Source organism: Streptomyces sp. NPDC014733, from assembly GCF_043083385.1.
Taxonomy (GTDB): domain Bacteria; phylum Actinomycetota; class Actinomycetes; order Streptomycetales; family Streptomycetaceae; genus Streptomyces.
Genome location: NZ_JBIBYO010000002.1, coordinates 282972 through 309028 on the forward strand (window position 1 = coordinate 282972; position 26057 = coordinate 309028).

17 protein-coding genes are annotated in these 26057 nt (G+C 74.7%); 6 read left to right on the top strand and 11 right to left on the bottom strand.

Annotated elements, in window-relative coordinates:
• The 11 genes from ACF1BH_RS06040 to ACF1BH_RS06090 all read right to left on the bottom strand — a co-directional run bounded on the left by ACF1BH_RS06040 (position 1) and on the right by ACF1BH_RS06090 (position 15194).
• Complete coding sequence (locus ACF1BH_RS06040) at positions 1-1221, bottom strand: type III PLP-dependent enzyme (RefSeq protein ID WP_391641194.1); 1221 nt, start codon at positions 1219-1221, stop codon at positions 1-3.
• Positions 1218-2981 carry an IucA/IucC family protein gene (locus ACF1BH_RS06045; protein WP_391641195.1) on the bottom strand — a complete coding sequence of 588 codons (1764 nt, stop codon included), beginning with the start codon at positions 2979-2981 and terminating at the stop codon, positions 1218-1220. The genes ACF1BH_RS06040 and ACF1BH_RS06045 overlap by 4 nt, the downstream gene beginning before the upstream one ends.
• Positions 2981-4225: an MFS transporter gene (locus tag ACF1BH_RS06050; protein ID WP_391641196.1), complete on the bottom strand. Its 1245-nt coding sequence runs from the start codon at positions 4223-4225 to the stop codon at positions 2981-2983. Before ACF1BH_RS06050 ends, ACF1BH_RS06045 begins: the two co-directional genes overlap by 1 nt.
• On the bottom strand, positions 4222-6018 hold the full coding sequence (locus tag ACF1BH_RS06055) for an IucA/IucC family protein (protein WP_391641197.1): 1797 nt from the start codon (positions 6016-6018) through the stop codon (positions 4222-4224). Before ACF1BH_RS06055 ends, ACF1BH_RS06050 begins: the two co-directional genes overlap by 4 nt.
• Positions 6015-7205 carry a siderophore biosynthesis protein gene (locus ACF1BH_RS06060; RefSeq protein ID WP_391641198.1) on the bottom strand — a complete coding sequence of 397 codons (1191 nt, stop codon included), beginning with the start codon at positions 7203-7205 and terminating at the stop codon, positions 6015-6017. The genes ACF1BH_RS06055 and ACF1BH_RS06060 overlap by 4 nt, the downstream gene beginning before the upstream one ends.
• Positions 7206-7292: 87 nt before the next feature.
• Positions 7293-8300 (bottom strand): ABC transporter substrate-binding protein, encoded by a 1008-nt coding sequence (locus ACF1BH_RS06065; protein ID WP_391641199.1) that lies wholly within the window; start codon positions 8298-8300, stop codon positions 7293-7295.
• A 65-nt stretch (positions 8301-8365) separates the two neighbouring features.
• Positions 8366-9178: an ABC transporter ATP-binding protein gene (locus tag ACF1BH_RS06070; protein WP_391641200.1), complete on the bottom strand. Its 813-nt coding sequence runs from the start codon at positions 9176-9178 to the stop codon at positions 8366-8368.
• The gene (locus ACF1BH_RS06075; protein WP_391641201.1) at positions 9175-10233 is read right to left on the bottom strand and encodes a FecCD family ABC transporter permease; all 1059 of its coding nucleotides are present in this window, start codon (positions 10231-10233) and stop codon (positions 9175-9177) included. The genes ACF1BH_RS06070 and ACF1BH_RS06075 overlap by 4 nt, the downstream gene beginning before the upstream one ends.
• Positions 10230-11273 carry a FecCD family ABC transporter permease gene (locus ACF1BH_RS06080; RefSeq protein WP_391641202.1) on the bottom strand — a complete coding sequence of 348 codons (1044 nt, stop codon included), beginning with the start codon at positions 11271-11273 and terminating at the stop codon, positions 10230-10232. The genes ACF1BH_RS06075 and ACF1BH_RS06080 overlap by 4 nt, the downstream gene beginning before the upstream one ends.
• Before the next feature lie 215 nt (positions 11274-11488).
• Positions 11489-13108 (bottom strand): adenosine deaminase, encoded by a 1620-nt coding sequence (locus ACF1BH_RS06085; protein ID WP_391641203.1) that lies wholly within the window; start codon positions 13106-13108, stop codon positions 11489-11491.
• Between the two features lie 127 nt (positions 13109-13235).
• The gene (locus ACF1BH_RS06090) at positions 13236-15194 is read right to left on the bottom strand and encodes a potassium transporter TrkA (RefSeq protein WP_391641204.1); all 1959 of its coding nucleotides are present in this window, start codon (positions 15192-15194) and stop codon (positions 13236-13238) included.
• A 342-nt stretch (positions 15195-15536) separates the two neighbouring features.
• Between ACF1BH_RS06090 and ACF1BH_RS06095 the strand changes: the two genes are divergently transcribed.
• Genes ACF1BH_RS06095 through ACF1BH_RS06120 form a run of 6 tightly spaced genes read left to right on the top strand, consistent with a single transcriptional unit; the run spans position 15537 to position 26042 of the window.
• Positions 15537-15821: a phosphopantetheine-binding protein gene (locus ACF1BH_RS06095; protein WP_391641205.1), complete on the top strand. Its 285-nt coding sequence runs from the start codon at positions 15537-15539 to the stop codon at positions 15819-15821.
• 8 nt (positions 15822-15829) lie between these two features.
• Entirely contained in the window at positions 15830-19108 is a 3279-nt protein-coding gene (locus tag ACF1BH_RS06100; RefSeq protein ID WP_391641206.1) for an amino acid adenylation domain-containing protein, read from the top strand.
• Entirely contained in the window at positions 19105-21747 is a 2643-nt protein-coding gene (locus tag ACF1BH_RS06105; RefSeq protein WP_391641207.1) for a type I polyketide synthase, read from the top strand. Before ACF1BH_RS06100 ends, ACF1BH_RS06105 begins: the two co-directional genes overlap by 4 nt.
• Complete coding sequence (locus ACF1BH_RS06110) at positions 21744-25025, top strand: amino acid adenylation domain-containing protein (RefSeq protein ID WP_391641208.1); 3282 nt, start codon at positions 21744-21746, stop codon at positions 25023-25025. The genes ACF1BH_RS06105 and ACF1BH_RS06110 overlap by 4 nt, the downstream gene beginning before the upstream one ends.
• Entirely contained in the window at positions 25022-25858 is an 837-nt protein-coding gene (locus tag ACF1BH_RS06115) for a thioesterase II family protein (RefSeq protein ID WP_391641209.1), read from the top strand. Before ACF1BH_RS06110 ends, ACF1BH_RS06115 begins: the two co-directional genes overlap by 4 nt.
• Complete coding sequence (locus tag ACF1BH_RS06120) at positions 25851-26042, top strand: MbtH family protein (RefSeq protein WP_391641210.1); 192 nt, start codon at positions 25851-25853, stop codon at positions 26040-26042. The genes ACF1BH_RS06115 and ACF1BH_RS06120 overlap by 8 nt, the downstream gene beginning before the upstream one ends.
• The last annotated feature ends 15 nt before the right edge of the window (positions 26043-26057 follow it).

Below are 26057 nucleotides of genomic sequence, written 5' to 3' on the forward strand. Positions count from 1 at the left end.
TCACACCTCCCCGCCGGCGCCGACGAAGTGGAAGCCGGGGTGAGGATGCATCAGGAAGTCGTGGTGCGAGATGTTCCAGGCGTACGCCCCGGCCAGGCCGAACGCCACCCGGTCACCGGCGCGCAGCCCCGGCGCCGCCACCCCGCGGGCCAGCAGGTCCTTCGGGGTGCACAACTGGCCGGTGAGGGTGATCCGGTCGCCCCGCGCGGCGGGCCGCGGCCACGGGTGCGGCCACGGTGCGTCGGACGGCAGCACGGTGCAGGGCTGGTCGTGGCCCTTCGTCGCGGGGGTGCGCAGATGGTGGGTGCCGCCGCGCACCACCGCGAACTCCTCGCCGTGGCCGGCCTTCACGTCCAGGACCTCCGTCGCGTACCAGCCGCAGTACGCGGTCAGCGCGCGGCCCGGTTCGATACGCAGCGTCAGCCCCGGGTGGCCGGCCGCGAGCCGGGCCAGGCCCTCGCCGTACGCGGTCCAGTCGAAGCGTTCCCCGGGCGCTCCGTAGTCGACGGCCATGCCGCCGCCGACGACGACCTCGGCGAGCGGGAAGCCGTGCCGGGCGGCGAGCGCCGTCGACCAGGTCACGATCGCGGTGGCCACCGCCAGCTGCCCGGGCGCCCGCAGACCGCTCGCCAGATGGGCGTGGATGCCGCGCAGCTCCAGCTGCGGCAGCGTGCCGTCGGTCAGCGCCCGCACGAGGACGTCCGCCTCGGCGGGGTCCGCGCCGAACGGGGTGGGGCGGCCGCCCATCGCCAGCTCCACCCCGTCCAGGACGTCGCCGTCCACCGGCAGGTTGAACCGCAGCAGTACCGCGATCCGCCGCCCCGGCGCGTGCCGGGCCGCGAGCGCGCCGAGCATCCGCAGCTCGTGGCCGCTCTCCACATGGAACCGCGCCACGCCCAGCTCCAGCGCCCGGACCAGTTCCGCGGCCGTCTTGCCGGGGCCGCCGAAGGCCAGCGGCGCCTGCGGTACCGCCCCGTGCACATGGGCGAGTTCACCGCCGGACGCCACCTCGTAGCCGTCGACGTACGGGCGCAGCGCCGCGAGGAGCCGCGGTTCCGGGTTGGCCTTCGCCGCGTAGTACAGCTCGACGCGGGGCGGCAGGGCGGCCCGGACCCGGGCGGCGTGGGCGGCCAGTGCCGTCAGGTCGTAGACGTAGGCGGGCAGTGCGTCCGGCGCCAGCGCCGCGATGCGGGCGCGGACGGCGGGGGTGGGGTCGGTCACGGGGTGCTCCGGGGGGTGGTGCAGGCAGAGGTCAGGACGGACTCGGCGAGGGGGGAGGGCAGCCGGACGTACCCGGCGTCCCGGTCGGCCTTGCGCTCCCAGCGGGTGAGCAGATTGGCCTTGGCGGGCAGCGGGACGCCGGCCAGCAGCGCGGCCAGCCGCGGCGGGCAGCCGTACCGCTCGGCGTGCGCCTCCAGCGTGGCGCGGACCCGCGCCCACAGCGCCGCCTCGGTACCGGGGTGCAGATCGGCGAGGGCGGCGAGGAGTTCGGCGACGTGGTTGACGAGCAGGCAGTACACGACGCGGTCCCAGCCGCGCTGTGCGTCGTACGTCAGGGGACCGGCGACCTCGGGCGGCAGCGCGGCGAGGGTGTCGGGGTGGTGCTCGGGGACGAGCTTGGTGCCCTCCAGGTCGCGGAAGAGGACCTGCGCGGGCATACCGTCGCCGTCCACGCAGATCAGCACGTTCTGCAGATGCGGTTCGAGGACGAGCCCGTGGTCGAAGTAGGCGGCGAGGACCGGCGGGATCAGCAGGTCGAGGTAGGCGGCCCACCACGCCAGCGCCTCGTCGGGGCCGCGTCCGGCGGGCAGGTGGGAGAGGTGCGCCGGGCTCGTCGGGTACTCGTCGGCGACGGCGCCGGCCAGCAGCGGGGTGGTGCCCGGCAGCAGCCGTCGCGACAGTCCCTCGCGGACGATCACCCCGAACCCCTCGAAGAGCGCGGTGTCCGGCGTGCCGTCCGGGCCGGGCAGCGCCACGCTGCGGTAGGCCGGTTCGCGCAGCACGGCGCTGCCGGGGAAGCGGGCCGCCAGCTCGTCGAGGGCGGGCGCCAGCAGCCGGGTGAGGGCGACCGCGCCGGACAGTTCGTAGGCGGCGTTCTTCCGCAGGCAGTTGGTGATCCGCACGTTCAGGCTGAACTTCAGGAACGTGTCGGGGGCGTGCAGGGTGCGCACCGAGGCGGTCGCGGTGAACGGGGTGGATCCGGTGCCCAGGACACGGAGGTCGCCGCGGTCGACGGCGGCGCGGAGCACCGGGTTGTCGCGGAGCAGGGCGTACTGCCAGGGGTGGGCGGGGAGCAGGCGGTAACCGTCGGGGACGTCGGCGAGCGCGTCCAGCGGGGCGGCGGCGCCGTCGCCGGCGGTCTCCTGGGCGATCAGCTCCTCGCGGACGGCGAGGTGCAGCAGCCCGAAGCGGCCGCCGGTCTCCGGCGCGTACGTCCGCCAGGCCGCCGGGTCGCCGGTGCGGGCCTTGGGGGTCGGGTGGAAGCGGTGGCCGAAGAGGAGGGCCTGTTCGGAGGCGACGTAGGCGCCGGTCCACTCCGGGGCCCCGGCGGGCACCGGCGGCTGCGGCAGCGGCCGGGCCGCGAGGGCGGCGGCCAGCGCCCGGTGGCCGGAGGCGAACTGGTCGAGGAACTCGTCGTTGTCGGCACCGGTGCGCAGCGCCAGCTCGGTGTGGACGTACTCGGCCAGGCGCCGCGGGCCGATCTCTCGCCAGCCGTCGCCCTCCTCGACGGTGACCGGACCGGTGAAGCGGTGCGCGCCCAGCAGCGAGGTGCGGCGCAGCGCGACCCGCAGCAGCACCCCGCGGCGCGGCAGGCGGAGCAGGAGATGGCCGCGGTCGACGGCGGTCTGGTGCTCCGGCCCGGAGACCTCGCGCAGCAGGCAGTTGAGGAGGGTGTGGGCCGCGGCGTGGTCCGCGGTGGGCAGGGCGCCGGGGGCGGCGGGCGCGGTCGTGGGACCGGCGGGGTTGGTGAGCGGGGGCATCACAGGCTCCTGCGGAGGCGGGGACGGCGGATGACGGGGAGGACGCAGGCGAACACCGTGGCCAGGGCGAGGGCGGTGCCGATGAGCAGCGGCGCGGACGGCCCGAACCAGGCGTTGCCGGCCGCGGCGGCCAGACCGGCGGCGACCGCGCCGGCCTTGGAGAAGAATTCGATGGAGCCGAAGAGTCCGCCGGGCGCCCGGCCCGCGGCGCAGTCGGCGGCCCGCACCGACAGGCCGACCAGACCCAGCGTCAGCCCGGCGCCCAGCACCAGCCGTACGGCGGCGAACTCCGCGAGCGAGGTGGCGGCGGCGTGCCCGGCGGACCCGGCGGCTATGCAGGCGAAGCCGAGCACCAGGCCGAGGCGGGGGCGGCTGCGGCAGAAGCGGTGCGCGGCCACCGCGCCGAGCAGATAACACAGATGCGGCAGCGCGAACAGCGCACCGGAGGTGACCGGTCCGGTGCCCGGCAGCCGCTCCTCGACGAGCGAGAGCAGATAGGGGAAGGAGATCACCGTCGAGAGGACGAAGACGAACTCCAGGGCGTAGAGGGAGCGGAGGGCACCGGGGGAGGCGACCGCGGGGGCGGGGCTCCCGGCGGCGCCGGCCCCGCCGTTCCCGTCAGGCGGGCCGGCCGGTGCGGTGCGGCGCGCCGGCTCCGGCAGCGTCGCCAGCATCCCGGCGGCGGCCAGCGGCAACACGGCGAGCAGCGCGTACTGCCGGTGCGGGGAGAGCCACGGCGTCAGCGCGCCGACGAGGACGGGCGCGCAGACCAGTGCGGCGCGGGCGCTGCCCTGCATCAGCGTCAGCGCCCGGGACAGCTCCGCGCCCTGGAGCGTCGCGCCGAGGTAGCCGTTGGACGCGGCGAAGGTGCCGCCCAGCACGCCCTGGAGGACCAGCGCCGTGGCGAACAGCTCCAGCGAGTCGGCGGACCCGGCCAGCAGGAACGCCGCGGCAAGCCCCAACTGTGCCCGCAGCAGCAGCCGTTTGCGGCCGTACCGGTCGGCGAGGCGGCCCCACAGCGGGGCGCCCAGCGCGCCGAAGACGGTGGGCACGACGTAGAGCAGCCCGGCCCAGCGGGCGGCGCCCTCGCCCAGCTCCGGCAGGATCGCGGTGAGGTACGGCGGCAGGCCCAGCGCCGCGAACGACGCCACGAAGTAGCACCCGGCCACGGCGTGGACCTGGCGGCGGCCCGGCCGGGCGGGCGCGGGCGCCGGGGCGGTGGGCGCCGGTGCGGAGAGCGTCACCGGGAACCACCGCCGGGCAGCAGGTAGTTGGGTCCGTCGGTGTAGTGCTTGTTGATGTCGGCGGCGCCGGAGCGCTCCTTGGAGAGCAGCGTCCCGGCGCTGACCATCGCCTTCACCGGCAGCGTCGGCGCGTCCAGCACCCGGGCCCGCAGCACCGCCCCGGGCGTGCCGGGCGCGGTGCCCTGCCGGTCGGCGGCCTCCGCCAGCCGGTCGCGTACCAGGTCCAGCAGGCGCGGCAGCGGGGCGCGGCCGGCGCGGGCCAGCCCGAACGCGGCGGAGGCGGCGCAGAGATGGACGGTGATGGTGGTGAAGACGGCGGCGAGGGCGGCGTCGTCGTAGGTGAAGATCCGCGGGTCGTCGAAGTCGGCGAGGCCGGGGGCGTCGGCGCCCAGCCGCTCCCGCATCCGGGCCGGGTGCAGCCGCGGCGCGTCGTTGTCCTTGAAGAGCAGCCGCAGCCGGGTGGGCCCGCCGCCGGGCCGGTCCAGCACCACCGAGACGTTCTGCTGGTGGGACTCCAGCGCGATGCCGTAACCGAAGAGGGTGGCCTGCCAGTCCAGGAGCAGGGCGAGGACCGCGTCGAGCAGGGCCAGCGGGTCGCCGTCGTGGAAGCGGTCGGCGAGATGGTCGAGGACGAACCCGCCGCCGGGCGCCGGGGCGAGCAGGGCGGCCAGCGGCACCACGCAGCTGTCGTCGAGCCCGGCCGGGTAGCGGCGGCAGAGCACCGCCAGCATCTCGTGTCCGGCGTGTGCGTACACCGTCTCGTCGGCCTGGAGGACGCGTCCGGCGAAGCGCGGTTCGCGGGCGATGACCTGGTCGAGGAGGTGCTGCCCGGCGGCGCCGTCGACGAGGGTGCGGGGCTTGATGGTGCGCCGGTTGCGCAGGCCCAGCGTGGCGGTGGCCAGCGGGAGCTTGAGGTGGAGCAGCGGGTCGTCGGCCACCGCCACCGTCCGCATCGACAGCGTCGGGACGACATCGAGGAACGGCCGCTCCGCGAGGACGGCCCGGCCCGTCAGACACCGCTCGCGCACCGCTTCCACCAGCGGGGCGCCGGTGCTCAGCGGGTGGACGGGCAGCACGACATGGGTGGCGTCCAGGCCGCCCAGGCCCACCGCGGCGGCCGTCGGCAGACACCCGGACAGCGCGCCCGGGTCGCCCGCGACGTCCACCGCCTCCCGGGGCAGCGCCAGCCAGCGCAGCGCGAAACGCGGGTGGAACTCCGGAGCGTAGGACCGCAGATGCTCCTCGGTCAGACCGGAGCGGCCGCGGGAGGTGGGGTAGACGGGGTGGTCCAGACGGGCGGCGAGGGTGTCGTACGCCAGGCTCGCGGCGGGGCCCGTCCAGTGTGCCGGACCGGCGCCGTACCGCGCGGTGAGCGCCGACTCCACCGCGTGCCGGGTGCGGGTGTGCAGCCGCAGGGCGGCGAGGGTCTGCCGGCACTCCTCGGCGAAGGCGTCGTGGCCGCCGTGGTCGACCGGGTCGGCGTGGGCGCGCAGCGCGCCGAGCACCGCGCCGAGGGTGTCGAGGCGGACGCCGTCGGCCTCCCGGACCAGCAGCGGAAGCCGGGCGGCGTCCGCGCTCTGGTACCCGTCGCAGGCCACCGGCAGCAGCAGCGCCGCGGCCGCGCCGTCGGCGGGCAGCCGCAGCCACCGGCCGTCTGCCCGCTCCAGCGGGGTGGTGCGGGTGCGCAGCCCGGCGACGTCCTCGCGCAGCAGCGCGCTCAGCACCCGCAGCAGCAGCGCGCCTTCCTCGTCGGCGGCTTCCCCGGCGGTATCCGTCGTGGTGGCGGTGGTCACGCGGTGATCTCCCAGCGTCCGTCGGCGAGGAAGGCGTCGGCGGCCCGGACGACGGCGTCCCGGTCGTCGCCGGTGGCCCGGACCACGCCGAGGTAGTCGCGGTTGGTGCGGTGGTGCGGCCGGGTGGTGCCGACGGCGCGCAGCGGGCGGTAGGCGAGGCGGACGCCGTCGGCGGTGCGGTCGGTGGCGGCGGGCGCGGCGGTCAGGGTCCCGGCGCGGTCGGCGAGGGCGTAGGCGACGCGGGCGGCGCCGCCGGTGCGGGCGCCGAGGTCGGCGGGGAGCGGCTCGCCGAGGTGGGTGCGGAGGATGTGGGCGAAGAGCGGGATGCCCAGGACGTCGGCGAGCGCCTGGTCGCACTGGTCGCCGATGGCCCGGTAGTTCACCTCGATGAGCCGGGCCCGGCCCTCGTGCACCACGAACTCGGTGTGACAGGCGCCGAATCCGACGCCCAGCGCGTCGAGTTGGGCCAGTACCTGCGCGGTGACCGGCTCGGGGTGGGCGGCGGTGAAGTCGTGCCGCTCCTCGATGAAGGCCGGCGGCGCGGAGACGGTGGTGCGGAAACCGCCCAGGACGTGACGGCGGTGGCCGTCGCCCAGCGTCTCCAGCGTGCAGAGCTGCCCGGGCAGGAACTCCTCGGCGAGCAGCGCGGCGTCCGGGCGGCGGCCGCGGATCGCGGTGGCATGCGCCACCAGCTCGGCCGCGTCCCGGGCCAGCAGCACGTCCTCGCTGGCCACGCCCTCGCGCGGTTTGACGACACACGGGTGGGGGAGCGCGGCGCCGGCGAGGGCGGACGGGTCCTGCCCGGCGGGGAGTTCGACGGCGCGGACGGTGTCGGCGCCGCGGGCGGCGAGGTGGCGGCGGAGCTCGGCCTTGTTCTTGGCGCGCAGCGTGGCGCGCCAGTCCTTGCCGGGCAGCCCGAAGTAGGCGGCGGCCAGCGCGGTCTGCGTCTGGAGGTGGTCGCTGTTGGTGAAGACGGCGTCGGCCGGGTGGTGGGTGGCGATCCGGCCGATGACGGTGGCGACATCGGTGACCTCGCAGGCCAGGACCTCGACGCCGGGGCAGACGGCCCGGTGGTCGTCCGGGTGGTCGGTCAGGACGGTGAGGTCCAGGCCGAGCGCGGCGGCGGCGGGGAGGAAGCCGTCCGTGACCGAGTCGGTGGGGTTGCGGGCGAGCAGGTACATCCGCATGAGCGGGAACCCCTTCGGGGTCGGGGGCGGTGCGGGGGAGGGAGCGGGGCGGGCGGTCCGGGGACGTGAACCGCCCGCCCCGGTGGATCACTTCGGGGGCAGCGGCACGCCCGCGGCCTTCGCCACGTCGGCGAGCATGTGCTCGGCCGCCTGGATGCCGATGCCGGACATCCAGGTCTCGTCCGGCACCTCGAAGACCTGGTGGTGTTTGACGGCGGGCAGGCTCTTCCAGACCGGGTTGGAGGTGACGTCCTTGCGCTGGGTCTTCTCCGGCACGTCCGCGACGGTGACGAACACCAGGTCCGCGTCGGCCCGGTCGATCTCCTCCGGACCGACGTCGGTCATCGTCTTCGCCGGGTCGGTGGAGTTCTGCGAGGCGGGCCGCTTCAGCCCGATGTCGTCGAGGACCACACCGCTGAACGACGACCGCTGGTAGAGGCGGGTCGGCCCGGCGATGAAGCGGACCACCGAGGCGGTCGGCATGGTGCCGTGGTTCTTCTTCCGGATGGCCTCGCCCAGGTGGCGGGCGCGCTCCTGGTAGCTCGCCATCGCCGCGCCGGCCTTCTTCTCCAGGCCCAGCGCGCGGGCGTGGACCGTGAGGTTGGCCTTCCAGGGCCCGCCGGTCGTCTCGGTGAGGACGGTCGGCGCGAGCGCCTTGAGCTTGTCGTAGACCTTCTCGTGGCGGACCTTCGACGACAGGATCAGATCGGGCCGCAGGCTCGCGATCTTCTCCAGGTTCGGTTCGAGCAGCGGCCCGACGTCGGTGACGCCGCCGATCTCCGACTTGAGGTAGTCCGGGAAGCCGCCCTCGGTCTTCATGTGCGGCGAGACCGCACCGACCGGGTCGACGCCGAGCATCGTGACATCGTCCAGCTCCCCGGTGTCCAGCACCACGACCCGCTTCGGCTTCGACGGGATCGTCACGTCCCCCATCGCGGTCTTGACGGTACGGGGGAAGGCACCGCCGGCGGTGTCCTTCGCCCCCGCGTCACCGGCGCCGCCGCCGCACGCGGCGAGCGAGGCGGTGCCCAGGACGGTGGCGAGCAGCGCGGCGGCGAACCGGCGACGGCCGCGCGGTACGGATCTGTTGGCCATGGGTGGGGTCTTCCTCGGTCGGCGGTGTACGGGATACGGGAGACAGGTCAGGCAGGTCAGGCTGGTCAGGCGGTGACGGCGGCGCGCCGGGCGGCCCGGCCCAGCGGGACGACCAGCGGGGTGCCGGTCTCCGGGTCGGGGATCACCCGGCACTCCACGCCGAACACCGACCGGACCAGCTCCGCGTCCAGCACGTCGGCGGGGGCGCCGGAAGCGGCGAGGTGGCCGTCCTTGAGGACGACGAGATGGTCGGCGTAGCGGGCGGCCTGGCCCAGGTCGTGCAGGACCATCACCACGGTCCGGCCGGCCTCGGCGTGCAGTTCGGCGACGAGGTCGAGGACGTCGAGCTGATGGCGCAGGTCCAGGAAGGTGGTCGGCTCGTCGAGCAGCAGCAGATCGGTGTCCTGGGCGAGCGCCAGCGCGATCCAGGCGCGCTGGCGCTGCCCGCCGGAGAGCCGGTCGACGCTCTGGTCGCGCAGCACATCGGTGCCGGTGCGGGCCAGCGCCGCGTCCACCGCCGCCTGATCCGCCGCCGACCAGGGGCTGAGCAGCTTCTGGTGCGGATAGCGGCCGAGCCGGACCAGCGCCTCGACGGTGATCGCCTCGGGCGTGACGGGCTGCTGCGGCAGCAGCCCCATGCGCAGCGCCAGCGCCTTCGCGGACATCCGGTGGATGTCGGAGCCGTCGAGGGTGACGGTCCCGGCGGCCGGGGCGAGCAGCCGGGTCAGCCCGCGCAACAGGGTGGACTTCCCGCAGGCGTTGGGCCCGACGACGGCGGTGACGGCGCCGCCCGGCAGCTCCAGGTCGAGGCCGCCGACGACCAGCCGGTCGCCGTAGCGCAGATCGAGGCCGTGGGTGGCGAGCCGGTCGGCGGTCATCGGGCACTCCTGTGGACGGAACTGCTCTGACGGATCATCAACACCAGTAGCCAGGGCGCGCCCAGGGTGGCGGTGACCACCCCGACCGGCAGCCCGCTGACCGGCAGCAGGTACTGCGCCACCAGGTCGGAGGCGAGCAGCAGCACGGCACCGGCCAGGCCGGTGAGGGCGAGCGTCGCGGCGGTCGGCGGCCCGGCCAGGAACCGCACCAGATGCGGTACGGCCAGCGCGACGAAGGCGACCGGGCCGGTCAGCGCCGCCGCCAGCGACGCCAGCGCGATGGCGGTGACCAGGATCTGGAGCCGGGCGGCGGAGGTCCTGAGGCCCAGCGCCCCGGCCGAGTCGTCGCCGAGGTCGAGGACGGCCAGCCGCCGGTGCTGCGCGAACGCCACGGCCAGCGCGAGGGCGACCGCGCCGCCGGCGGCGCCGACCTCGGCCCAGGTCCGGCCGTAGACCGAGCCGGTGGTCCACTGGAGCGCGGACCCGGCCAGTTCGGTGGGGAAGCGGACGACCATGAAGTTCACCGCGGCCGACAGACCCGCCTGGACGGCGAGGCCCACCAGCACCAGCCGGGTCACCCCGGCGCCCGACCCCCAGGCGAAGGCGCCCAGCAGCACGGCGGCCAGCAGTCCGCCGCCCAGCGCCGCGGGCGGGATCAGCGCCTGCGGCGCACCGGCGGCCAGCATCGCGACCGCCCCGAAGGACGCCCCGCCGGTCACGCCCATCACGTCCGGTGAGGCCAGCGGGTTGCGGAACAGCCGCTGGAGCAGCGCCCCGGCGACCGCCAGCCCGAGCCCGGCGACGACGGCCGCGGCCATCCGCGGCGCCCGGAACTGCTGCACCACGACCACATCGGCCGGATTTCCCAGCCCGAGCAGCCCCTTGAGCGCCACCACCGGACCCAGCGGGATCTCCCCGACCGCCACGGAGGTGACGGCCAGTGCGAGCAGCACCACCGCGGCGACGACGAGCAGGAGCAGGGTGCGCCGCGGCCCGTGCGCCCGCCGGGCGGCCGGGCGCTGCGGAGCCTTCGGAAGAGTGCGTACGTCGCTCACCGTGCCGCCTTCCGGGCCAGCAGGGCGAGCAGCGGTGCGCCCAGGAAGGCGCTGACGATGCCGACCTGGAGTTCGGACGGGCGGATCACCACACGCCCGAGGATGTCCGCGGTGAGCAGCAGCAGCGGCCCGGCGACCAGACAGCCGGGCACCAGCATCCGGTGGTCGGAGCCGAACAGCTGCCGCACCAGATGCGGCGCGGCCAGCCCGATGAAGGCGATCGGCCCGACGACGGCGACGGCGGAGCCCGCCAGCAGCACCACCGCGAGCCCGCCGGCCAGCCGGATCTTCGCCACCGGCACCCCCAGCGCCTGCGCGGAATCGTCGCCCAGCGCCAGCGCGTTGAGCGCCGGGGTGATCGCCAACGCCACGACCAGACCGATCACCAGCGTGGGCAGCACCGGCAGCAGTACCGACAGCGGCCGCTCCGCGAGCGATCCGGCGAGCCAGAACCGCGCCTCGTCCAGGGTGCGGCGGCTCGCCAGCATCACCGTCGACGTCCAGGACAGCAGCACCAGTTGGAGCACCGTGCCGCCGAGCGCGAGCCGTACGGGATCGAGGTCCCCGGCGCGCCGGGCCAGTGCCTGGGCGAAGAGCGCGGCGGCCGCGGCGCCCGCGAAGGCGAACCAGACGTACTGGCCGGGCCGGGTGAGATGGAGGGCGTAGATGGCGGTGACGACGGCGAAGCCCGCACCGGCGTTGATGCCGAGGGTGGTGGGGGAGGCCAGGGGGTTGCGGGTGATGCCCTGGACGACGGCCCCGGCGACGCCGAGCGCCGCGCCGACCGCGAGCCCCACCAGGGTGCGCGGCAGCCGCAGTCCGGTGATCACCAGCGCATCGCGGCCGTGGGCGGTGCCGGTCAGGGCGTCCCACACGGTGGACAGCGGTACGGAGCGGGTGCCCCAGGCGAGGCTGAGGGCGGCGCAGAGAGCCAGCGCGGCGAGCCCGGCGGCCGCCCACGGCAGCCGGCGCGCCAACGCCGGCAAAGCCCGCGCGGACCCCGAACCGGTCCCCGTCGCAGGGGGTTTGGTCGTCAACACGCGTCGTGACATTAGGTTAGGCAAACCTAAAGACGCAAGTGGGGCGCCGGGGATCCGGGGATACGTCCGCTTCTGCTCCGCGGCCGCCCCGCCGGCACATCCGGCATCCCGCCCGATTCCCGGCCCGTCGCCCACACCCGCCGCTCACCCGCCCGGGGCGGCAACGCGAAGGCGGCCGCCGGTCCGGAACCGGCGGCCGCCCGACAGAGCGAGGATCAGTGGCCGAAAGACCGCTCGAACCGCTGGAAGTCGCCCTCCTGACGCCACTCCGCGGCCGCCTTCGGGCTGGAGTCGAGCAGCCGGCGGCACTCCGGCCCCGGCGCGGGGCTGCCGGGCCGCACCCCGCGGCAGGCGTCGACGGTCCGGTAGCCGTCACGGGTGGGGTTGCCCCGCCACAGATCGGCCCCCGGCAGGAAGCCGTACCTCAACGACGCGCGGGCGAGGTCCTTCAGCTCCGGATACGACAGGCCGTAGGTGCGGGCGGCGTAGGCGTACTCGTGACTGATGTCGGTGCGGCTGATGCCCGGATCGTCGGTGGACAGCACGACGGGCACGCCGAAGGCGCGGTACGTCCGGAAGGGATGGTCCGCACCGCGGACGCCGAGGATCTGGGCGTTGCTGGTCAACGGGACCTCCACGGCGGTCTCCCGGGCGGCCATGGTGCGGGCCGTGCGCTGCCAGCCGTCCTCGTGGACGAGGTCCACGCCGTGGCCGATGCGGTCGGCGTGCGCGACGTCGACCGCCTCCTGGATGTGGAACTTCAGCGCCTCCGGCTTGACCAGCCCGGGCCACAACTCACCGGCGTGCAGCGTGACGTGGGCCTGGGGGTAGACCCCGCGCAGATACTTCAGCATGCGCATCTGCAGGCGGTAGTCCCGCACCGCCCGCTCCCCGTCCTCCGGCTGGACGAGGTTGATCGCGACGAAGCGCCGGTCGCGCTCGGCCAGCCGCAGCCCGACGGCCATCTGGGTGAAGACCCGCTCCGGCGCGCTGCCCCGGGAGACCTGGGAGATCCAGCGCACGGGCAGGCGGCACCCGGGCTCGGCGCGGGTGGTGCCGCAGTGCGCGGTGGCGCGGAACTCGTCATCCGTGGCGTCCGCCTCCCGCCGGGCCGCCGCGACGACGCCGTCGAGCCTGCCACCGGCCACCAGCTTGTGGTGGAGCGCCGCGAAGTCGTCGTCCCAGCCGACCGTGTCGGCCAGCTTCTTCGCCTCCTCGGACGCGGGCGTGACCATTGTCTCGACGTAGAACTGGTGCTGTGCGGCGGCGGTGTTGGCCACCTGGGCCAGCTGCTTGCCGCGGTGGCGCCAGGTCACCTCGCCGAACTTGCCGAAGGTGTCGAAGAAGTGGTCGTGGCCGTTGCCGTCCGCGGGGAAGTCCTGCATGGACCAGGCGCGCACGATCGCGTCGTGGAACGCGCGGTCGCGGCGGGCGTCGGCGGCGGGCCGGGTGCCCGGCCCGCACGGCGCGGGCACGGCGGTCATCGTGGCGGTCTCGACGCACAGCCCGTCCTCGGCCGCCTGCCCGATGAGGTACTCGGGGGTGACCGCGCCGGAGAGATGGTTGTGCAGGTCACCGCCCTTGGGAAGGCGCTGGAAGAAGGAGCGCAGCGCACGCGGGTCGCGGCGGATGGAGGCCAGGTAGGCGTTGGTTCCCCACTCCGCCGCGGTCATCGGACGGACCGCGGGAGCCGCGGCGCGGCCGCCGGCCGCGGGGGCCGGGGCGGCGTGGGCGACGGGCCCGGTGGTCAGCGTGGACACCAGGGCGAGAGCGCCGAGTCCGGCGACGACAGGGGTACGGGGCCGGTGCCGGCCCGGAGTATTCACAGGAGTCACCCCCGCATGATTGTGGCCCGACGGCCCCCGCGGGCCCGGGCCGCCCCTCCGTCACCCATGTGGGTGATGGCGAGCGGCCCCGCCCCCGGGTGTGCCGGGAACGGGGCCGCTGCGGCGAGGTCCGGGCTCAGCCGCGGGGCGCCTTCGCCCCGACGCCCTCCGGGTCCGGCTCCGTACGGGCCGCGGGCACCGGCGCGGAGATCCGCCCGGTCTCGGCGAGCACCACGATCGCGTCGTCCGCCCGCAGCGAGAGCGGCGCGTTCTTGGGCGGGTTGAGGACGACGCCGTACGCGGGCGGGGTGTCGCTCTCGCTCGCGCGGCGGTAGCCGATGGCGGTCTCGCCGCGCCGCCGGGCCGCCTCGATGACCGTCGCGAAGGTGGCCGGGGTGTCCGGCGCGAGGTAGCCGCCGGCGGGCTTCAGATAGATCTCCGAACCTTCGGGGTCGAAGAGGTCGCTGAAGACGGCGTACAGCTTCCGGTCCTCGACGAGTTGGGTCAGCAGCAGGCTGATGATCTTGGTGCTGACGATGAAGTCGTCCGCCTTGGTGACCTGCGCGATCTCCCGGTTGGCGTCGCTGTTCATCTCCGTGACGATCGAGTACGGGGTGCCGGTGCGGGTCGCGATGTCCCGCAGGTGCAGCAGGGTCACCAGCGTGCGGTCGTCGGCGCGGTCGGAGCCGATGTCGTCGTCGGTCAGCACGATGATGTGCCGGTAGCGGTCGAGCCCCAGCGCCTCCAGCGACGGCCGGTGCGTCGGCTCGCAGCGCCGGAAGCCGACGGCGAGGTTCTCCAGCCCCTCCCTGGGCAGCGCCGCGGGCTCGCGGGTCGCCGCGACATCGATCACCGAACCGGGCTCCACCAGGCGGTCGAGCAGCGTGATGATCTTCGCGGCGCGGGAGTTCCAGCCGATGACGAGTGTGTGGTCGGGCGTGGACTCCCCGCCGCTCCCCGTGGTCATCGCCGCCTCGACGACCTCCGGCCGGGTCTGCGCCCGCCGGATCAGCAGATCGTCCTCCGCGATCACCAGAATCTCGTCCGCGTCCGAGATCACCGCCTCCATCGGCGGGTTGACCTGCACCTCCCCGTTCTCCCTGCGCAGCCCGACGGGGATCCCCAGCTCGAACCCGTTGAGCGCCTCGCCGTACGTGCCGCCCGCCAGGGGGCCCGCCGCGTACGGGTAGATCTCGTTGCCCTCGAAGCTGAGCAGCTCGTTGAAGACGGTCGACAGACCGGACTGCCGGTGCGACTGCACGATCAGCCGTACGGCGATGTCGTCGGCGTCGATGACGAGTGCGGAGTCCCCGGCCGCCAGCCGCGCCGCCGCCAGATTCGGCGAATTCTGGACCGCCGCCACGATGTTGGGCCGCTCCCGCTTCCAGACCCGGCTGTTGAGCAGCAGCAGCACCTTGATGACCTCGGTGTCGCTGTCGTCCCCGACCGGCGGCAGCACCATGACGGACTTGGCCGCGTCCAGGCTCACCAGCTCCAGGTCCTGCCGCTGCAACGGGCTCCCGGAGCGGCAGATCACCCGCGTCCGGCCGGTCTCCGGGATCCGGCGGCGGATCTCCTCCTCCATCTTGACCTTGTCCCGGTCGGCGAGGATCACCACACACGAGCGCCGCTCGCTCTGATTGGCCTCCACCAGCTCCGCGAGCACCGTGAAGACCTGCTCCGACCAGCCCAGCACCACGGTGTGCCCGCGCTCGACCAGCCGCGACTTGCCGCGCCGCAGCTCCTCGATCCGGGCCTCAAGACCCGTCGTCAGCACACCGATCAGGGCGCTGACGATGAAGATCCCGCCGATCGTCACGGTCAGCATCAGCCCGAGGAAGACCGGCCCGCCGGTGTCCCCGCCCATCGTGCCGGGGTCGAGCGTGCGCAGCACACTCATCCAGACGACACCGGCCCAGCCGCCGTTCTTCTCCGTGTCCTCGTCGGTGAAGAGCACGACCAGCACGGTCACCGCCGCGATCAGCACCACCGAGGCGAGCGCCAGCCAGCCGATCAGCGCGGGCGTCCCCCGGTCCATCGTCCCGTCGAACCAGTACCGCAACCGGCCCCGAAGACCCCGCAGCTTTCTGCCCACGTCACACACTCCTCACCGCGACCGGCTTCCCCCGCGTGCCGGCACCGTCGCCATATTTCAAGATCAGTTAACCCCGAGCCCGTACGGCATAAGGAACTTGAGACTCCGATTGACCCGTTCGGGGCCTTTCGACGGGATCAAGCCAGGGAGGGCGACCACCTGCGTTCCGGCTCCGCCGCGGGCGTGAGCGTGCCGCTGCCCGACAGTGCAGCGGGCGCTTCCCTTTCGGGTGTGATGGTGGGAACTGGCCGGTGCGGCTTACATCTTGTGGGCGGACAGAGGTTTCACGCATCACGGCGGGAAACCATCGCATCCTTCACAGGCGGAAGGGGTCTTGTGGCCATGGTTTCCGAGTCCGGGCCGGCGGATCAGATCTCGGGCGAGGACGTGCGGCGCACGATCGGCGAGATCTGGAGACAGGTGCTGCGCGTCGAGAAGCTGGGCGACCGCGACAACTTCTTCGAACTGGGCGGTCATTCGCTGACGGCTTCGCAGATCATCTCCCGTATCGAGCGGTCGCTGCGCGTCGAGGTCCCGATGAGCGAGTTCTTCGAGCGGCCCACCGTGGAGCAGCTCACGGAGTTCGTCCTGCGGTGCCGCGGATACGAGGGAAGTGCGCAGGCGTGAGCACGGGCATGAGCGTGGACACGGCCCTGTCCTCGGCCCAGCAACGACTGTGGTTCCTCTGGCAGTTGCGGCCCGACGGCAATGAGTACAACGTGCCCAGGGCCACCCGGCTGCGCGGCGCGCTGGACGCCGACGCCCTGCGCCGGGCCCTCGACCGGCTGGTGGCGCGGCACGACGCGCTGCGTGCCTCCTTCCCGACCGTGGCCGGCGCGCCGGTGCTGCGGATCGCCGCCGAGGCGAGCGTGGAGCTGCCGCTGACCGATCTGAGCGCGCTGCCCGCGGCCGAGCGGGACGCGGCGCTGGACGAGGCGGTGACCCGCGCCGCGCTGGCGCCGTTCGACCTGGCGCACGGCCCGGTGCTGCGCGCGGAACTCATCCGCCTGGCCCCGGACGACCACGCGCTGGTCCTCACCTTCCACCACATCGTCGTCGACGGCTGGTCCATGGGCATCATCGACCGGGAACTGGCCGTCCTGTACGCGGCCATGGTGGCCGGCGACGACGACCCGCAGGCCGCGCCGGCGCGCTCGTACCGCGACTGCGTCGCCGCCGAGCAACGGCTCCTGGCGGGGCCCCGCCGCCATGAGGCACTGGACCACTGGCGCGCCGAACTCGCCGGCGCACCGCTCGAACTGGCCCTGCCGACCGACCGGCCGCACCCCGCGGCACCGAGCTTCGCGGGGGACAGCCGTGTCTTCCCCGTCCCGTCCGAACTGGCGGAACGCGTCGACGCCGTCGCCGTCCGCCACCGCGTCACCCGCTTCATCACCCTGCTCAGCGGCTACGCGGCCCTGCTCTCCCGGATGACCTGCGCGTCCGACCTGGTCATCGGCGTACCGGTCAGCGGCCGTACGGAGATGGAGGTCGAGGGCACCGTCGGGCTGTTCGTCAACATGATGCCGGTGCGCGTCCGCTGCACCGCGGACACCACCTTCGGCGCGCTGCTGCACCAGGTGCGCGACACCATCCTCGCCGGGCACGAATACCAGGACCTGCCCTTCCAGCTGCTGGTCGAGGAGGTGCAGCCGGACCGCTCGACCGCCCGCCACCCGCTGTTCCAGACGGTGGTCACCTACGAGGACCTGCCCGCCGACGGCACCGCGCTGCCCGGTCTCGACGCGTCGCCGCTGCCGGTCCCGACGCGGACGGCCAAGTACGAGTTGGCGCTGCATCTGGCGGGCAACCGGCAGCGCACCGAGGCATGGGTGGGCTACCAGACGGACGTCTTCGACGGCCGCAGCGCCGAGCTGATCGGCGACCGCTACCTCCGCCTGCTGTCCGCGGCCCTCGACGATCCGGACACCCCGGTGTCGCGGCTGCCGGTACTCGGGGCCGAGGAGGAGCGGATGCTGCTCACCGACTGGGCCGGAGCCCCGGAGCGGGCGGCAGGGCGCGCCGTGCGGGAGCGGGTCGACCAACTCGTCGAGCGGCAGGCGCGGGCCCAACCGGACGCCGTGGCGGTACGCAGCGACGACGCCACCTTGACCTACGCCGAACTGGACCGCGCGGCCGACCGCGTCGCGGCCGGGCTGCGCGCGGCGGGCGCGGGACCGGGAACCCTCGTGGCGACCTGCCTGCCGCGCGGCGCGGACCTGGTGACCGCGCAGCTCGGCGTCCTCAAGAGCGGCGCGGCCTACCTGTCGCTCGACCCCGCGCATCCCGCGCCCCGGCTGACCGCCCTCCTCGCCGAGGCCCGTCCGCTGCTGGCGCTGACCGGCCCGGAGCACCGCGCGGGCCTGGAGTACGGGCGGGTGGAGACGCTCAGCTCCCTGCGGGACGCGGCGGACGCCCCGGACGGCCCGCCCGCGGCGTCCGCCGGTCCCGGTGATCTCGCCTACGTGATGTACACCTCCGGATCGACGGGACGGCCCAAGGGCGTGCTGGTCGAACACCGCGCGCTGGCGAACCTGGTGGCCTGGCACCGCGCGGAGTTCGGCATCGGACCGGGTGACCGCTCCACCCTCATCGCCGCCCCCGGGTTCGACGCGTCCGTCTGGGAGACCTGGTCGGCCCTGACCGCCGGCGCCACCGTGGAAGTGCCCGCGGCCGAGACCGTCCTGTCGCCGCCCGAGCTGCGCTCCTGGCTCACCGAACGCCGGATCACCAGCGCCTTCCTGCCCACGCCTCTCCTGGAACGGATGCTCCGGGAGCCCTGGCCCGCCGCGTCGGCCCTCCGGTCGGTGCTGACCGGTGGCGACCGGCTGCACGGAACGGGCCGGCACCCACTGCCCTTCCGGCTGGTCAACAACTACGGCCCCACGGAGAACACCGTCGTCGCCACCTCGGGCACGGTCCCGGCCGGCGGCGGCGAGCGGGACACCCTGCCCGGCATCGGGCGGCCCGTGACCGGCACCGAGGTGTATGTGCTGGATGCGGAGTTGCGGCCGGTGCCGGTGGGGGTGCCCGGTGAGCTGTACCTGGGCGGGGTGGCGTTGGCCCGGGGGTATCTGGGGCAGCCCGCGCTGACCGCGGACCGGTTCGTGCCGCATCCGTTCAGCCGGGCGCCGGGTGCGCGGTTGTACCGTACGGGCGATCTGGTGCGGTGGCGGACGGATGCGAGCCTGGATTTCCTGGGCCGTAACGACCATCAGGTCAAGATCCGGGGTATCCGGGTGGAGCCGGGTGAGATCGAGAACGTGCTGCGCGCCCACCCCGGCATCCGCGACGCCGTCGTGGCGGCCGAGAGTCCGGACGGCACCGCGGAGCCCGAACTCACCGCCTACCTGGTGCCCGCCGACCCGTCCGGAGCCCCCGACCTCGCCGCGCTCCACGACCACATGACCCGGCACCTGCCCCGCCACATGCACCCGCGCCGCTATCTCCTCCTGCCCTCGGTACGGCTCACCGCCAACGGCAAGGTCGACCGCACGGCGCTCGCCGAGGGCGCCCGGGAACTCACCCCGCCGCCCGCCACCGCCCACCGGCGCGCCAGGACACCACTGGAGCAGCTGATCAGCGACGTCTGGGCGGGGGCGCTCGGCCACGAGTCCTTCGGGACGGACGACAACTTCTTCGACGCGGGCGGCCATTCGCTGCTGCTGGCGTCGGTCCGCGACCGGCTCACCGCCGAACTGGGCACCCCGGTGCGGATCGCCGACCTCTACGCGTACCCGACCATCGCCGGCCTCGCCCGGCAGCTGTCCGGCGCCCCGGGCAGCACGGCCGAGGACCGGCCCGCGGGCCGTACCGGCGACGGGGACGGCGGCGCCGAGCGCCGTCGGCGCGGCGCGGCCCGGCTGACGGCGATGCGGGCGCGGACCTCTCACGGAAGGGCTGAACGACAGTGACCGCCGAGCACTTCAACGAGCACACCGAGGCGGAAGGCGCCGCGTACGGCGACGAGGCCGACGACACCCGTATCGCCGTCGTCGGCATGGCCTGCCGCTACCCCGGAGCCGTGACGCCGGAAGAGTTCTGGCACAACGTGGTGACCGGCGTCGACGGCGTCCGGACCCTGACCGTGGACGAGCTGCGGGAGTGGGGCGAGGACCCGGAGCGCTGCTCCGATCCGCGCTATGTCCGCGAGCACGGTGCCGTCGCGGACCTCGGCGGCTTCGACGCCGAGTTCTTCGGCCTCTCGGAACGCGACGCCGACCTGCTCAACCCGCAGCACCGGATCTTCCTGGAATGCGCCTGGGAAGCGCTGGAGCGGGCGGGATACGACCCGCTCGCGGTCCCGGGCACGACCGGGCTGTACGCGGGCGCCGGACGCAACGGCTACGCCTCGGTGATTCGGGGCCGGACCGACCGCTTCCCGGGCGTGGACGACCTCACCCTCAGCCTCGCCAACGACCCCGAGCACCTGTGCACCCGGGTGTCGTACGCCCTGGGCCTGACCGGACCGAGCGTGGCAGTCATGACCGCGTGCTCGACCTCGTTGGTCGCGGTGCACACGGCGAGCCTGGCGCTGCTGGCCGGTGAGTGCGACACGGCACTGGCGGGCGGCGTCACGCTGCGGGCCCCCCGGTCCGGCTACTGGCACCGGGAAGGCGGGACCATGTCACCGGACGGGCGCTGCCGGACGTTCTCCGAGGACGCCCGGGGCATCGTGGCCGGGGACGGCGCCGGCGTCGTCGTCCTGCGCCGGCTGCGGGACGCGATCGAGGACGGCGACCACATCCACGCGGTGATCCGCGGCTCGGCCGTGAACAACGACGGCCACGACCGCGCCGGCTACACGGCCCCCGGCGTACGCGGCCAGGCGGAGGTCATCCGCCGGGCGCAGCTCGCGGCCGGGGTGTCCCCGGACGACATCTCCTACATCGAGGCACACGGCACGGGGACACCGGTCGGCGACCCCATCGAAGTGACCGCGCTGGCCCAGGTGTTCGGCGCGGACGGCACCGGCGACCGCACCGCGCGGGACACCGGCGCCGAAGGGCCCGTGGCCCTGGGCTCGGTCAAGACGAACATCGGGCACACCGACACCGCCGCCGGAGTCGCGGGCCTCATCAAGACCGTCCTGGCGCTGGAGGACCGCACCCTCCCGGCCACCTTGCACTTCACCGGGCCGAACCCGCGGATCGACTTCGGGGCCACGCCCTTCGGCGTCACCACCCGCACCCGCAAGTGGGAGACCAGCAGGCTGCCGCGGCGGGCCGGTGTCAGCTCCTTCGGGATCGGCGGCACCAACGCGCACGTGGTGCTGGAAGAGGCGCCGGACGCCGTACCGGCCGCGCTGCCGCCCGCCCCCGCCGAGCAGCTCCTGGTCCTCTCGGCCCGCACGCCCACCGCCCTGGACACGATGGCCGGGCGGCTGGCCGAGCATCTGCGCCGGCACCCGGAACTGCCGCTGGACGCCGTCGCCCGGACCCTCCAGCTGGGCCGGCACGCGTTCGGCCACCGCCGCCACCTGGTCTGCGCCGACCGCGCCCAGGCCCTCGCGGCGCTCGCGGCACCGGCGGCGGAGGACAGCGCCGTACGGCCGGAGGACGAGCCGGGCGGCACACCGGCCGTCCTCACGTGCGCGGGAGCGGACGCATGGGAGCCCGGTTCCGTCCGCGGGCTGTACGCGTCCTTCCCGGCCTTCCGGGACGCGGCCGACGCCTGCTGCCGGGCGCTGAACGCGCCGCTCGGCCGGGAGGTACGGCAGCTGCTGACGGCGGACGCGGCGGTCACGGCCGATCCGGAGCCGGAGCGAGTGGCGCGCTTCACCGTCGCCTACGCGCTGACCCGCACGCTCATGGACTGGGGGGTGGCCCCCGCGTCCGTCACGGGTCGGGGGCCGGGCGCCCTGGTGGCCGCGGCCGTCGCCGGGGCGCTGCCGCTCGCCGACGCGCTGCGGATCGCCGGCGCGGCGGCGCGGGGCGCGGATCCGCTGCGGGAGGCGGTCCGGGCGGCCGCCTGGCGCACCCCCGAGATGCCCTGGACCCATGCCGGCACCGGCGCACCGGTGAGCCCGGCCGAGGCGGCCGACCCGGGCTTCTGGACGGAGCTTGCGGAGCGGACACCACCGCGAGCGGCCGACGCCCGCGCCGTGCTGCTCGACGCCGTGGGCCGGGCGTGGCGCGGTGGCGCGACGATCGACTGGGACCGCCTGCACACCGGAGCGGACCGAAGCCGGGTGCCGCTGCCCACCTACCCCTTCGAGCGGCGGCCCCATCTGGTGCGGCCCGAGCCCGTTTCCGAGACGGCCCGCGCCTCGGAAACGGCCGTCGCCCCGGCCCCGGAGGAGACGGAACGGCCGGGGCCGGACACGCCCGAGCCGGTCGGGCAGGCCCTGCTCGCGCTCTTCCGGCAGGTGCTCGGCACGCCCGAGGACGTCACCGATCCGGACTTCTTCGAACACGGCGGGGACTCCCTCGCCGCCGTCGAGCTGCTCTCCCTCGTCGAGGCGCGGTTCGGGGTGGCGCTCTCGCTCGACGACGTATTCGACCACCCGACCGCCGGCGACCTGGCCCGCATCGTCGAAGGGAGCCTCGCATGACGCACCGGACCGCTCCCGGGGCCGAGCCCACCGGCGCGGCGGACACGCACCCGTCCCACCCGGCGTCCTTCGCCCAGCGGCGCCTGTGGTTCCTCGACCAGCTCGACTCGGGCAGCGGCGCCTACAACCTGGTGGCCGCCCTCCGGCTGCGCGGGCCCCTGGACACCGAGGCGCTGCACTGGTCCCTGAACCGCGTCGTGGACCGGCACGAGGCGCTGCGCACGGTCTTCCGGCCCGACGGGGAAGGCGAGCCCCGGCAGCATGTGATGCCCCGCCGCCCCCTCGACCTCCCGGTCACCGACCTGACGCGGCAACCGGGGGAAGACCGTGACGAGCGGGCCCGGACGCTCATCGAGACGGAGACCGAGCGGGCCTTCGACCTCGCCACGGGCCCCCTCCTCAGGACCCGTGTGGTGCGCCTGGACCAGCAGGACCACGTGCTCGCCGTCATCTGCCACCACACCGTGTGCGACGGCTGGTCCATGGACCGGCTCTTCGCGGAGCTGTCCGAGCTGTACGCGGCGCGCACCGCCGGGCGCGATCCCGCCCTGGAGCCGGTGCCGCTGCAGTTCGGGGAGTACGCGGCCCGCCAGCGCGGCGCACTGGAGGGCGCCGGGGCCCGGGCCGCGCTCGCCCACTGGCGGACCCGGCTGGACGGGGCGCCGACGCTGCTGGAGCTGCCCACCAGCTTCCCCCGCCCCGCGGTTCAGGGCTTCGACGGCGCGACGCACACCGTGCCGCTGAGCCGCGAGAGCTGGCAGGCGGTACGGGCCGCCGCGGCACGGCACAAGGCCACGCCGTTCATGCTGCTGCTGGCGGTGTTCGCCCTCCAGCTCTCCCGCCTGTCGGGCGCCGAGGACCTGGTCATCGGCAGCCCGAGCGCCGGCCGCGCCCGGCCCGAACTCGCCCCCGTGATCGGCATGTTCGTCAACACCCTGCCGCTGCGCATCGATCTGTCCGGCGAGGTGACGTTCGAGGAGCTGCTGCGCCGGGTGCGGCGCAGCGCCCTGGACGCCTTCCCTCGCCAGGACGTACCGCTGGACCGGATCGTCACGGAGCTGAGCCCCGAGCGCGCACGCAGCCACGACCCGCTGTTCCAGGCGATGTTCGCGCTCCAGCAGCCGCTCTCCGCGCCCGAACTGGCCGGGCTGGCGACGGACATCTTCCCGGTGAACCCGCGGACGACCTTCACGGACCTCTGGCTGGAGATCCGGCCCCACGCGCCCGGCCCGGACGGCACCGGCGGCGCGGACTGCTGCTTCCGCTACCGCACGGAACTCTTCGACGCGGAGACGGTAGGCCGCCTGGCGCGGCAGTACCAGCACCTGCTGCGCAGCGCGCTGGACGCCCCCGGGACCCGGCTGTCGCGGTTCTCCCTCACCGACGAGCAGGAGACGGACCGGCTGCTGCGCCAGGGGAACCGGAGCGCGCAGGCACACCCGTGGGACGGCCCGGTGCACGAGGCCGTCGACCGGCAGGCGCGGCGTACGCCCGGGGCCACCGCCGTGGTCTTCGCGGACGAGCGGCTCAGCTACGCGCAACTTGCGTGCCGGACGGGTCAGTTGGCGTGGCACCTGGCCGCACACGGCGCCGCGGCGGACACCCCCGTCGCGGTCTGCCTGCCCCGCGGCACCGGCCTGGTCACCTCGGTCCTGGCTGTCATGGCCAGTGGGAGCGCGTATCTGCCGCTGTCGCCCGAGGACCCGCCGGCCCGGCTGGTGCGGATGCTCCGTGCCGCGGGCGCCGCCCATGTCCTCACCACGCGGGAGCTGGCTCCCGTCCTCGCCGACGCGGGCGTGCCCGTCACGGCCGTGGACACCTTTCCCTGGGAGGACGGCGGGTGGCCGGACCGGCCCATGGCCCCCGGCCGGGTCGGCCCCGACCATCTCGCGTACGTCATCCACACCTCCGGATCCACCGGCACCCCGAAGGCGGTGGGTGTCCCGCACCGCGGACTGGCCAACCGCATCCAGGGCATCCAGGACACCCACGGACTGGACGCCTCCGACCGCGTCCTGCACAAGACGCCCGTCACCTTCGACGTCTCCCTGTGGGAGCTGCTGTGGCCGCTGACGGCGGGGGCCACGCTCGTCGTGGCGGAGCCGGGCGGCCACCGGGACCCGACCTACCTCGTCGAGGTGATCGAACGCGAGCGGGTGACCACCGTGCACTTCGTGCCGCCGCTGCTCACCGCCTTCCTCGAAGAGCCCGGGCTGCACCGCTGTGCGTCGCTGCGCCGGGTGCTCTGCAGCGGCCAGGAGCTGCCCCGCGCCACCCGCGACCGCTGTCTGGAGCGCCTGCCCGCCCGGCTGTTCAACGCGTACGGGCCCACCGAGGCGTCGATCGAGGTGACCGAGGAGGAGTGCGCGCCGAAGGCCGCCGGGGGAGAGGCACCCGATCCGCGGGTCTCCATCGGGCGGCCGATCGCGGGTGCCGAGGTGTATGTGCTGGATGCGGAGTTGCGGCCGGTGCCGGTGGGGGTGCCCGGTGAGCTGTACCTGGGCGGGGTGGCGTTGGCCCGGGGGTACCTGGGGCAGCCCGCGCTGACCGCGGACCGGTTCGTGCCGCATCCGTTCAGCCGGGCGCCGGGTGCGCGGTTGTACCGTACGGGCGATCTGGTGCGGTGGCGGACCGATGCGAGCCTGGATTTCCTGGGCCGTAACGACCATCAGGTCAAGATCCGGGGTATCCGGGTGGAGCCGGGTGAGATCGAGAACGTGCTGCGCGCCCACCCCGGCATCCGCGACGCCGTCGTGGTCGCCACCCGCCCGGACGGCGCCACGGGGGTACGGCTCACCGCGTATCTCGTACCGTACGAAACCGACGGCTCCCGACCGGCACCGGACCCCGACGCCCTCGTCGCCGCGGTGGACGGCCGGCTGCGCGCCTGTCTGCCCGCGTTCATGGTCCCCTCGCGGACCGTCGTGCTGCCCCGCCTCCCGCTCAACGCGAGCGGCAAGGTCGACCGCGCCGCCCTGCCCGCGCCCGCCGCCCCCGCACCGGCCCCCGCGACCGACCGCGTGGCACCCGCGGACCACGTCGAAAGCGCGCTCGCGCGCATCTGGTCCCAGGTGCTCGACCGTCCGGGGACCGATGTCACCGAGGACTTCTTCGCCCTTGGCGGGGACTCCCTCAAGAGCATCCAACTGGTGCACCGGGCACGGGAGGCCGGACTGTCCCTGCGCGTCGGCGACATCTTCCACCACCCCACCGTCCGCGACCTCGCGGCCCATGTGCGGCGCACCGCCGCCCCCGCCGAACCCCGGGAGGACCGGTGAAGAATCCCTGGCTGCTGCGCTTCCCGCCGCGCCCCGACGCCCGGGTGCGCCTGGTCTGCCTGCCGGGTGCGGGCAGCGCGGCGTCCATGTACCACCCGTGGTCGGCGCTGCTCCCCGACGAGGTGGAGATCTGCGCGGTCCAGCTGCCGGGCCGCGGCGGGCGGTTACGGGAATCGGCGTTTCGCCGGATGGAACCGCTGGCCGACGCCCTGACCGAGGTGTTGCGCGCCGAGTGCGACCGCCCCGTGGTCCTCTTCGGCCACAGCCTCGGCGCCCTGATCGCGTACGAGGTGGCCGCGCGGCTGCGGGAGCTGCCGGACACCTCGGTGGCCGCGCTGATCGTCGCGGCGCACAAGGCGCCCCATCTGGGCAGCGCGGAGGTGTCCTGCCACGATCTGCCGGACGACGAACTGCTCGCCTTTCTCGACCGGTTGGGCGGCACGCCCGCGGGGGTGCTGGCCCGGCCGGACATCCGGCGGCTGGCACTTCCCGCCCTGCGGGCCGACTTCGAGCTGGACTTCACCTACGCGTACCGCGAACGGCCCCCGCTGGACATCCCCCTCAGCGCGTTCGGCGGCACGGACGACGCCCTGGTGTCGGAATCCGAACTCGCCGCCTGGGGCCGGCACACGGCGCGCGCCTTCCGGACGTGGCACCTGCCCGGCGGCCATTTCTTCCTCACCGGCCCGCACGGCGCCGACATGCTCACCCGGATGCGCGCCCAGCTGCTCACCCTCGCCCGGCCCGGCCTGCCGGACCACGGCACACGCCGCACCGGAAACCCCCGCACGGGAACCGTTCACACAGGAGAGGACCGCGTTGCCCATGTTTGAGGACGATGACGACCGCCGCTACACCGTGGTCCGCAATCACGAGGACCAGTACTCCGTCTGGCCGGCGGACCGCCCGGCCCCGGCCGGCTGGGAATCCGTGGGCGTCACGGGCCCCAAGTCCGTCTGCCTGTCCCACATCGATACGGCGTGGACCGACCTGCGCCCCCTGAGCCTGCGTTCCTGACGAGGAAGAGATCCC

Bases quoted from the DNA above. Each gene is read 5' to 3' on its own strand.
- ACF1BH_RS06060 (WP_391641198.1), bottom strand. From the start codon at position 7,205: ATGCGGATGTACCTGCTCGCCCGCAACCCCACCGACTCGGTCACGGAC.
- ACF1BH_RS06095 (WP_391641205.1), top strand. From the start codon at position 15,537: ATGGTTTCCGAGTCCGGGCCGGCGGATCAGATCTCGGGCGAGGACGTG.
- ACF1BH_RS06070 (WP_391641200.1), bottom strand. From the start codon at position 9,178: ATGACCGCCGACCGGCTCGCCACCCACGGCCTCGATCTGCGCTACGGC.
- ACF1BH_RS06045 (WP_391641195.1), bottom strand. From the start codon at position 2,981: ATGCCCCCGCTCACCAACCCCGCCGGTCCCACGACCGCGCCCGCCGCC.
- ACF1BH_RS06065 (WP_391641199.1), bottom strand. From the start codon at position 8,300: ATGGCCAACAGATCCGTACCGCGCGGCCGTCGCCGGTTCGCCGCCGCG.
- ACF1BH_RS06100 (WP_391641206.1), top strand. From the start codon at position 15,830: ATGAGCGTGGACACGGCCCTGTCCTCGGCCCAGCAACGACTGTGGTTC.
- ACF1BH_RS06110 (WP_391641208.1), top strand. From the start codon at position 21,744: ATGACGCACCGGACCGCTCCCGGGGCCGAGCCCACCGGCGCGGCGGAC.
- ACF1BH_RS06120 (WP_391641210.1), top strand. From the start codon at position 25,851: ATGTTTGAGGACGATGACGACCGCCGCTACACCGTGGTCCGCAATCAC.